The 8901-nt window shown below is 54.4% G+C and carries 8 protein-coding genes and 2 pseudogenes; 1 reads left to right on the top strand and 9 read right to left on the bottom strand.

The genetic code is table 11. From position 1 onward, the window contains the following. A partial coding sequence (locus AC1DSG_RS23190; RefSeq protein WP_477792974.1) for a 2-hydroxycarboxylate transporter family protein occupies nt 1-338 on the bottom strand: 338 nt, incomplete at its 3' end. Between the two features lie 825 nt (nt 339-1163). Between AC1DSG_RS23190 and dapA the strand changes: the two genes are divergently transcribed. Continuing rightward, complete coding sequence (gene dapA / locus AC1DSG_RS23185; protein ID WP_477792973.1) at nt 1164-2033, top strand: 4-hydroxy-tetrahydrodipicolinate synthase; 870 nt, start codon at nt 1164-1166, stop codon at nt 2031-2033. A gap of 118 nt (nt 2034-2151) precedes the next feature. Here the strand turns inward: dapA and AC1DSG_RS23180 are convergent. The 8 genes and pseudogenes from AC1DSG_RS23180 to AC1DSG_RS23145 form a co-directional block, all read right to left on the bottom strand. Beyond that, nucleotides 2152-2439 (bottom strand): annotated as a pseudogene (locus tag AC1DSG_RS23180) (hypothetical protein); the annotation flags it as partial. Nucleotides 2440-2496: 57 nt separating this feature from the next. Further along, nucleotides 2497-2675 (bottom strand): annotated as a pseudogene (locus tag AC1DSG_RS23175) (thymidylate kinase); the annotation flags it as partial. 49 nt (nt 2676-2724) lie between these two features. Continuing rightward, nucleotides 2725-3630: a LysR family transcriptional regulator gene (locus AC1DSG_RS23170; RefSeq protein WP_477792972.1), complete on the bottom strand. Its 906-nt coding sequence runs from the start codon at nt 3628-3630 to the stop codon at nt 2725-2727. Nucleotides 3631-3718: 88 nt separating this feature from the next. Beyond that, a complete protein-coding gene (locus AC1DSG_RS23165) occupies nt 3719-4255 on the bottom strand; it encodes a 2,4'-dihydroxyacetophenone dioxygenase family protein (RefSeq protein ID WP_477792971.1) in 537 nt (178 codons plus the stop codon). Nucleotides 4256-4465: 210 nt separating this feature from the next. Beyond that, a complete protein-coding gene (locus tag AC1DSG_RS23160; protein ID WP_477792975.1) occupies nt 4466-5569 on the bottom strand; it encodes a glycerol dehydrogenase in 1104 nt (367 codons plus the stop codon). A gap of 86 nt (nt 5570-5655) precedes the next feature. Beyond that, nucleotides 5656-6426 carry an SDR family oxidoreductase gene (locus AC1DSG_RS23155; protein WP_477792970.1) on the bottom strand — a complete coding sequence of 257 codons (771 nt, stop codon included), beginning with the start codon at nt 6424-6426 and terminating at the stop codon, nt 5656-5658. 59 nt (nt 6427-6485) lie between these two features. Beyond that, entirely contained in the window at nt 6486-7190 is a 705-nt protein-coding gene (locus tag AC1DSG_RS23150) for an ABC transporter ATP-binding protein (protein ID WP_477792969.1), read from the bottom strand. Next, a partial coding sequence (locus AC1DSG_RS23145) for a branched-chain amino acid ABC transporter ATP-binding protein/permease (protein WP_477792968.1) occupies nt 7183-8901 on the bottom strand: 1719 nt, incomplete at its 5' end. The genes AC1DSG_RS23145 and AC1DSG_RS23150, both read right to left, overlap by 8 nt.

The following is an 8901-nucleotide window of genomic DNA, read 5'->3' as shown; positions in this document are numbered from 1 at the left end:
GCGTCAACTGTGGCCGGGCCAAAGAAGCCATAAAACACCGCCACCGACGGCAGCATCAAACATAAGATCGCTGCACCACCAATCTCCTTGAGCACTGGAATGCGTTGACCCACTTGGCCTAAAAAAATGCCCATGGTCATGATCACTGCTAGCCCACCAATCATGTTTTTAGGTAGGAAGCCCAGGTGAGCTGAGAGGTACACGATCAGCGCTATACCAGCGAATATTGGTAGTGGAATTACTCCGATTTCATAAGACCACAGGGCCTGCATATGCTGGCGAAATCCGGCCACAGTCTCACGTGGATGCTTGGCGGACTGCTCGATTGAATTGCTCATGTTGCGACTTTCCTCATGTTGTTCTTATTGAGGAGCGTGGAGTTCACGCAAGAGTGTTGATGCGGCTCATTAGGGGTTTACAAAACCGCTCATCTGACCGTCATCGGAAATATTTGAGGCCTTGCAATGAGACGAAATTCTGGAAGCTCGAATGGCTCAACTTGAGTCCGTACGAAGGGCACCTTTTTCTATTTTCGGGGTGGATTTGAGGGTTGTTTCGAGGTTATAGCGAGCGGGGAAAATCAACAAATTCAATTATTATTCAGATTATTCAATCTAATCTATTAATGGCGGCCATGCCGAACTCTCATCAACAAGGCCTATTACCAAACATGAATCGGTGCTAGCCGAGCGCCCTGAGCGCGCGGGGACGAGTAAAAGGAACCTGCGCGCCCCCTGCTTAATATCGATCGCCTGAATTGGTGAACGTCGGTGCGACTGAACACCGGCGACCGGAAGAACTCGATGCGGCTTCCAGCTCACACCTCCCTTAAAATTCACGTCGTCGTTCCTCGGCAACCGATCAACCCAATAGTGCGCTTGACATCCAATTACCCACGAATAAATATACGAACCTCATTCAGGATATGCTTACTCATGCGTCCAACATCTCAAATTAACCTTTCCGTTATTGGCTTGATTGCCAAGGCGCAAGGTTGCGTTGTGCACGCCCTCAAATCGAAGAAACAGTCGCTCATGTGACCGGGGCGCGCTGTCCCGTCAGATGAGCTGACAGGACATTGAGCGCGACGGGCCCCTCCCCCTGCTTACCTCCTTCTACGCTTCTGACGGTGACGACATCGGTCAACTATCAGGAGAAAGCGCATGTCATCGTTTCAAGGTATTTGGGTTCCTCTCGTTACACCGTTCCACAATGGCACCATTGACTTCGTTGGCTTGCGCCGGCTGATCAGCCATCTGATGGAAAAAGGCGTCAACGGAATAGTAGTCTGCGGCACCACCGGCGAAGCCGCAGCACTCAGTAAACAAGAACAACTGACTGTGCTGGATGCAGTTCTGGAGCTGGTACCAAGCGAAAAGGTGGTCATGGGCCTGGCCGGTAACAACCTAACCGAATTGCTGCATTTCCAGAACGATATCTTGAAGCGTCCAGTGGCAGGTTTGCTCGTGCCGCCGCCGTATTACATCCGACCGTCCCAAGCGGGGCTCGAAGCGTTTTTCAAGACCGTCGCCAATGCCTCCAGCGTTCCTCTGATTCTCTACGACATCCCTTACCGTACCGGTGTGGCCTTCGAACAGGCGACCTTGCTCAATATCGTTGACCATGAGCGCATCGTGGCAATCAAGGACTGTGGCGGCAATCTGAGCAACACCATGGCGCTGCTGGCCAGTGGTAAGGTTGAGGTGTTGTGCGGTGAAGACAATCAGATCTTCAACGCCTTGTGCCTAGGCGCCAAGGGTGCGATTGCTGCATCAGCCCATGTGCATCCCGAACGTTTTGTCGAACTGTACCAGCAAATCCGCGACAACCAATTGGCCGCCAGCCGCCAAACATTTTTTAAATTGCTGCCGCTGATTCAAAGCCTGTTCATCGAGCCCAATCCTGCACCGGTAAAAACCGCCCTGGCTTTCGTAGGCTTGATCGGCGACGAACTGCGCGCTCCGATGCAAGCGGTCAGCGAAGCTTTGAAAGTACGTTTGCAGGGTGTGCTGAAGGAGCTGGAAATTAAATAAAACTCGGCATCAGGAGATCATTGGCCGGAGCGAACACGATCGCAAGGTGAGCCTGATAACTTGTCTTTCGAAAGTATTCAGCCGGCCGTTTCGCCCGAAGAAGCAATTCCTTCACAGCCACCTCATCGTCAATATCAACGAGCGTTCGCTGAAGCAGGTCGAACCTTTTTTGGTACGACGTCGATGCCAGAAGCTCCTTTGTACCAATATTCGTCTAGGCATCCTCTGCCATCTTGGATTGCTGGAATCGCCACTCACTGAAACCGTGGATGGTCTCGTAAATGGCTCCAAGTCGTTTTCCAGGTCAGCGTATTCAGCAGGATGCAGATTGCGAATCTGCGATGATTGAAAACAGTTTGTTCGGATCAAGCTTCAAGCCGGAACCGCCGCTTAGAATGCTGGAGAACGTCCAGCTACCGTTGCGGCAACAAATCCCCCCTTCGATCCTGCTAACGATCTATATGCCTGGTGGCTGTTTACCCAACACGTGCTGGGAAATCCAGGTACGGCTATCAGCAAAACGCTCACACCCCCCCAACTCCAAATCCTGGGTGGGATTTCTGACGAACTTGCTACCGAGGGCCATTGTTTCCCCCCTATAGGGATCGCTTTTTTCTCGCAAAGTCGGATCACCTTGTTACTGCCGCTTATGATATGGCTAAAAACAACCGCAGCTGATCTGAACCCGCGCTCAAGTTACCTTCCAGGGATTCTCCCGCCACTTGTTCTGGAAGAACTCGATAAACACTCGGATGCGCGGGCTGAGGTGTTTTCTGTCTGAATACAACAGATAAACCGGTTCAATGATTCCCGACTTGAACTCCTCTAGCAGTGGCACCAGAGTTCCGGCTTTGACGTCCAGCCCAATATGGAAATCGGCAAGCTTGACGACACCAGCCCCCGACAGAGCCATGTCTCGCAGGAGATCACCTTGAGTGAAAGACGCGCTCGGCGTCACGGGGACCGAAACCCCTTCTCCGTCCTGAACAAACGACCACTTGTTCCACGGGCTTACAAAGCTGAAGTTGAAGCATCTGTGGTTCAAAAGATCAGCTGGAACAGCGGGCACACCATGCTCAGCCAAATATTCGGGCGAGGCGCAAATCAGCCACTCACACTCCCCAATCCGTTTGGCAACACGTGAAGAACTGGGCAGCACTCCGCTGTGGATAGCGATATCGAGCCCCTGTTCAAAATGGTCGACAAACTGCGCGCCCAACTGAATTTCAACATCGAGCGATGGATACAAATCCAGGAACTCAGGAAGCCAAGGCACTATTTGATGCTTGGCAAAAGAGGTCATGGTATGAATTCGAAGCGTCCCACTGACCCTTGAGGGTAAACCTTCAGCCAGGGAGTCAGCTTCGTTCATGGCTTCGACTACCGCCTTGGCACTGCGCAGATAAGCCGCGCCCTCCTCCGTCAGCGTCAGAATGCGTGAGCCCCTTTGAAAAAGCCGGACCTGCAACCGGTCTTCCAGCCGAGAGATCAACTTGCTCACTGCTGACGGGGTAATTTTGTGAACCCGAGCCGCTGCGGAGAAGCTTCCACATTCGGTAGACCAGATAAACGCGAGTAGCTGAGAGTAATTGTCCATCCCTTATCCTTGCGTAACTCAAGCAAATTTTTGCGTCCTGGACAGCAATGAAAAAACGCGCCGAAGCGCGCTTTTCATACCCTGCGCATTATCGAATGAACTGCTCAATATAGTCGTCTGGCAAACCCAGGGATTTGTAATGTTCGCGGGCGGCTTCAAGCTTGGTGAAAACGTCTTCGTAGCCTACCGCGACACCCTGAGGATCAACGTAGGTATAGCCACCCTGAACGTGGAACCAGGTAATCATTTCTTCAACGTCCTCGGGTACAAAAAGGGTGTGCGTTTCACCCGGAGGCTCGTAGGCAAAGGAACCTTCTTCTGCCACCCAATCATGCTCCAGATAGTACCAGCGTCCCTTGAGCACGATCGCATGCACGCCGCCGCTATGACGGTGACGAGAAAGCACGCCGGCCTGCCGCACTCGCAGAAGGTTAATGTAGTACCCACCACTGGTATTGAGCAAAAGAGGCTTGAACGAAACAGTCTTGGTAACCGGAACCCACAGTTCATCATCTTCCAGCCATCGGGTCATGACGCCCGGGTGAACCATGTCTGGCGTCATGAACGGAACTTGGGGCAACTGGTACGGAATCGCTAGCTCATCGGGCTTGACGGGAGTATTCATTTTTAGGCCTCTCAGTTTTGTTTTCACGAATTCGCAGCGCAACGATTGCGCCCCGATTTCGGCTGATTCAAAGGTTATGGCAGTGATCCCACAGTGAAAATAGCTACATTTACAAACCAGCTGTGACGCACAGTCATAGGGATTTGTAGGGGGCAAGCTCGTAAATTTTGTATTTATAAGGCAGTACGGCGGTCATTGGTCAAAGCCAAATCACAGGGCGCAGGACTTTGCGTTTGTCAGGCGTGAACCGATGTTGTCAGCCTTTGCCAAACCACCAACGAGGCGCTCGTAGTTCAAGGGTGGGTTCATATTTTTCGCGTAGGCAGCCGATAAGGTGGCTGCAACCATGGTGTTGATTTGCGCCGTAGTGAACGGCATGTTCTGACCCAATTGCGCGAACGTGACGGGCAGTTTCACGTCATGCAGCAGACGGGCGACCTTGTCGATCTCGTCGACAGGACGGCCCTCTACTGCCATCTGCACCAACGTGCCGAAGGCAACCAGCTCACCGTGAAGCATCGAGGCCATGGTCGGGATGGCGGTCAAGCCGCGAACCAGCGCATGGGACAACGACAACCCGCCGCTTTCAAAACCCACGCCACTGATCAACACGGTGCCCTCGACTACCCGCTCGACATCGTCATTGACCTCGTGACGACACACCGCTTGGTAAGCCGAAACGCCGTATTGCATCAGCGTGTCGAACACCAGATTGGTCAGCATCAACGCGGTATGCAGCGCAGGCGTTCCGAAAGAATTGTTGCCACCGGCGGAATGGCATTGGTGGGCTTCGAATTTTTTGCTGATGGCGTCACCAATACCGGCGGCAAAGAAACGCGCCGGCGCCTGAGCGATGACATGGGTATCAACAATGACCGCTGAGGGGTTCATGTTCAGGTACTCGACCCCCACCACTTTGTGATCCTCATCGTAGAGCACGATCAGCCGACTGGTGGGCGCGTCACTCGATGCAATGGTCGGGCAAACAATGATGGGGACGTTGAGATTGACAGCCAGTCCCTTGGCCGTATCAATCGTCTTCCCCCCACCCAGCGCAATAATGGTGTCAGGTGAGTGGATCATGGCTTGCTCAGACAATTGAGCAATGGCTGCGTGTGTACATTCACCCGCAAACTCAATATGCAAAGGTTCGAAGCCATGCATCTGTAAAGCATCGCCAACTTCCGGCCATAAATGCCTGGCGACAAATTCATCGCACACCACGAGAGGACGAGACCGCCCCATATCGGTCAGTATTCTGCCCAACTGTTTTAACGCTCCCGGACCTTGCTCRTACCGCCCTGGGAACCCCATAGTTTTGACCATGATCGACGTTCTCTAAACAAGTGATTACCGCTTGAAACCGAGTGCTCAAACGCATTGTTCCTGACCTTGAACGGTCACCGCATCAGCCATCCGCCCGCCACATCGACGACTTGTCCCGTAATAAAATCGCTTTCATTCGACGTGAGGAAACACGCCGCCCTGGCGACTTCAAGCGGTGTTCCCAGCCGACGTAACGGTGTTTCGTCGACAACCGCCTGGTTGGCCTGCGCCGAAACTGTTTTGAGCATCGGGGTTTCGATACGCCCAGGCGCCAACGCATTCACGGTGATTCCGAAAGGACCCAACTCACCGGCCAGATGACGGGTAAAGCCAATAATGGCCGCCTTGGTGGCGCTGTAGTGAGCCGCCACAATTGGCAAAAAAGCGCTGCCCGCCACTGAAGACATGTTGACGATACGGCCAAAGCCTCGCTCCACCATTCCRGGCATTAAAACGCGGACCAGGTTGAAGGATCCATTGAGGTTGATATTGACGACCCGCTGCCATTCCTCGGGAGCCATTGTCCAGATYGGAGCAGGAGCACCGTCGTGCTTGGGCGATATACCAGCGTTATTAATCAAGGTATCGATGGGGCCCAGCTCATGACTCAAACGGGCACAAGCGTCGACGCACTCTTGATAATCAGCCACATCAGCTTTTGCCCAACCGACCGTATAACCCGCCTCTCGCAGCAGCTCGGCCTGCTGCTGGACCTTCACGGCATCGGCATCGAGCAAGGCGACCACCGCACCTTCCTGGCAATACAACTCGGCGATGGCAGCGCCAATGCCGCTGCCTGCCCCAGTGACCAAAACGACGCGCCCCGAGTGTCTGGAAATTGTCATAGCCTGTTCTCATCTATTTGTCGCGGGTTTAATAAGTGTGCCGCTACGGCTCCACCCCATCAGAGGCCCAGGTAGGCGCGCTTGACGTGGGGGTTATCGAGAAGCTCCTGCCCAGTGCCGCTCAGCACCACTTCGCCGTTTTCGAGCACGTAACCTCGATGGGCGATACGCAGGGTATGGACGATGTTCTGCTCGACGATCAGTACGGTCGTGCCCAATTCCAGGATCTTGTTGATGATCTCGAAAACCTGCGAGACCAGCAGGGGTGATAAGCCCAGGGATGGCTCGTCGAACATCAACAGCTTGGGGTCGGCCATCAGGCCACGGGCGATGGCGACCATTTGCTGCTCGCCACCCGAGAGTGTCCCGGCGTTCTGATCCAGGCGCTCGCGAACCCTGGGGAAGAGATCCAGGACATCGTCGAGACGCTTTTTGTAACCCGCACGAGCACCGCGTTTGTAGGCGCCCATCAACAGGTTGTCGCGCACGCTGATGAACGGAAACAACTGACGCCCTTCCGGTATCAGCGTCAGGCCGGCATCGACAATCTGATCTGGACGATTGCCGTCAATGCGCTGCCCTTCGAATTCGATCGTGCCCCTGGATGGGGTGACGATGCCGCACAGGCTGCGCAAGGTCGTGGTTTTACCCGCGCCATTCGCACCAACGATAGTGACCACTTCACCGGCATTGACCTCGAAAGAAACGCCACGAAGAATTTCAGTACCGCCATATCCGCAATGGATATTGTCGAGCTTAAGCATGGCTGTACTCCTTGCCGAGATAGGCTTCGATCACCTGGGGATCGCTGATGACATCCTTCGGCGCACCTTGCATGAGCAGGGTCCCGGAGCTGATGACGATGATGCGGTCCGACAGGCTCATGGTTGCTTGCATCAGGTGTTCGATCATCAAAACGCTGACACCCGAATCGCGGATTCTGCGAATAACGGCTATCGCCCTGGCAACATCCGTTGGGTTGAGTCCGGCCATCACTTCGTCCAGCAACAGGATCCGCGGACGAGTTGCCAGGGCACGCGCCATTTCAAGTCGTTTCATCCCGCCGACGGTGAGGTTGCGCGCCCGAGTGTCCAGCAGACCGGTAAGTTCGGTCAGTTCAGCGACTTGCTCTGCGACCGCCCTCGCCTCCTTTGCATCAGCCGTGTGCATGAATGCACCGAGCATGATGTTTTCGCAGACACTCAGATCAGCGAAAGGCTGGACTATCTGAAAGGTGCGCCCGATGCCGGCTTTGGCAAACTCAGCCGGGCTGCTCGGGGTAATCCATTGCCCATTGCGCAGGCGAACTTTGACCTGCCCTTTGGAGGGCAGCAGGAAACCAGACAGCTGATTGAACACCGTGGTCTTACCCGCGCCGTTGGGCCCGATCACACCGACAATTTCGCCTTCGGCCAAGCTCAGCGACACATCGTTGGTCGCATGCAGCCCGCCAAAGAACTTGTGCAGATTTTCCGCAACCAGAATGGGCTCGCCGCTGGTTACCGATTGCGGTTCGGGCACCGGGGATTTAATTGCCCTGGTAGCCAGCGCAACTGGCCGACGTCCACCGGGCAATGCGTCGATCCAGCCGAACACACGCGCCCCAAATCTCCCTACCAAACCCTGAGGAATTGTGAGTACCACCACGACCAGCACAATCCCGTAAACCAGACCATGAACACCGCTGCCCATATCGCCAAGCCAGCCGCGCGCGAGTTCTGCCAACGGCAATACCAACAACGTACCAATCAACGGACCCGAGACAGTGCCCAGGCCACCAATCAGCGCAAACATGGCAATCTGAATCGACATATCCAGCGAGAACATTGAGCCGGGCTCGATAAAGGTCAGGTACATCGCATGGAAACTGCCCACCAGGCTGGTGAGGAATGCCGATAAGACGACCGCTATCAGTTTGACTTTGACCGAGTTCACACCGACCGCATGCGCAGCGTCTTCACGCTCGCGAACCGCAATCAGGTAGTAACCCAATCGCGAATTTTTGATCTTCCAGGACACCGCCAAGGTAATGATCAGAAAGCCAAAGGAAATCAGCAAATAGGGCCAGCGCGACCGGAACAACATCCACTCGACACCCAATTTAAGCGGTACGCCCAAGCCTGCAGCACCACCCGTCACGTCATGTTGATTGATGGCCATCAACCGGACGACTTCCAGTACCGCAATCGTCGCCAAAGCAAAAAACGGCCCGCGCAATCTGAAACAAGGCCAACTGATTAACACCGCCACGATTGACGACAGGAACGCCCCAACGAACATCCCGAACCAGGGACTCACGCCCAACTTGATCATCAGCAGCGTGGTGGTGTAAGCCCCTACGCCGTAAAACACCGCATGCCCCAGTGAGAGTTGACCGGCAAAACCTCCGACAATGTTCCAGGCACTCGCGAGCGCTGCATAACTGCAAATCAAGATGAACAAGTGATAAACGAAGGGGGATCCAACCGTTAGCGG

The sequence above is a fragment of the Pseudomonas sp. P5_A12 genome, from assembly GCF_056400685.1.
Note: the sequence above shows the minus strand (reverse complement) of the source record. Positions and strands in the feature narration are given on the sequence as shown.

What these genes read in the sequence shown, in the direction of transcription:
- dapA (WP_477792973.1), top strand. Translation starts at nt 1,164, where the DNA reads ATGTCATCGTTTCAAGGTATTTGGGTTCCTCTCGTTACACCGTTCCAC.
- AC1DSG_RS23150 (WP_477792969.1), bottom strand. Translation starts at nt 7,190, where the DNA reads ATGCTTAAGCTCGACAATATCCATTGCGGATATGGCGGTACTGAAATT.
- AC1DSG_RS23170 (WP_477792972.1), bottom strand. Translation starts at nt 3,630, where the DNA reads ATGGACAATTACTCTCAGCTACTCGCGTTTATCTGGTCTACCGAATGT.
- AC1DSG_RS23165 (WP_477792971.1), bottom strand. Translation starts at nt 4,255, where the DNA reads ATGAATACTCCCGTCAAGCCCGATGAGCTAGCGATTCCGTACCAGTTG.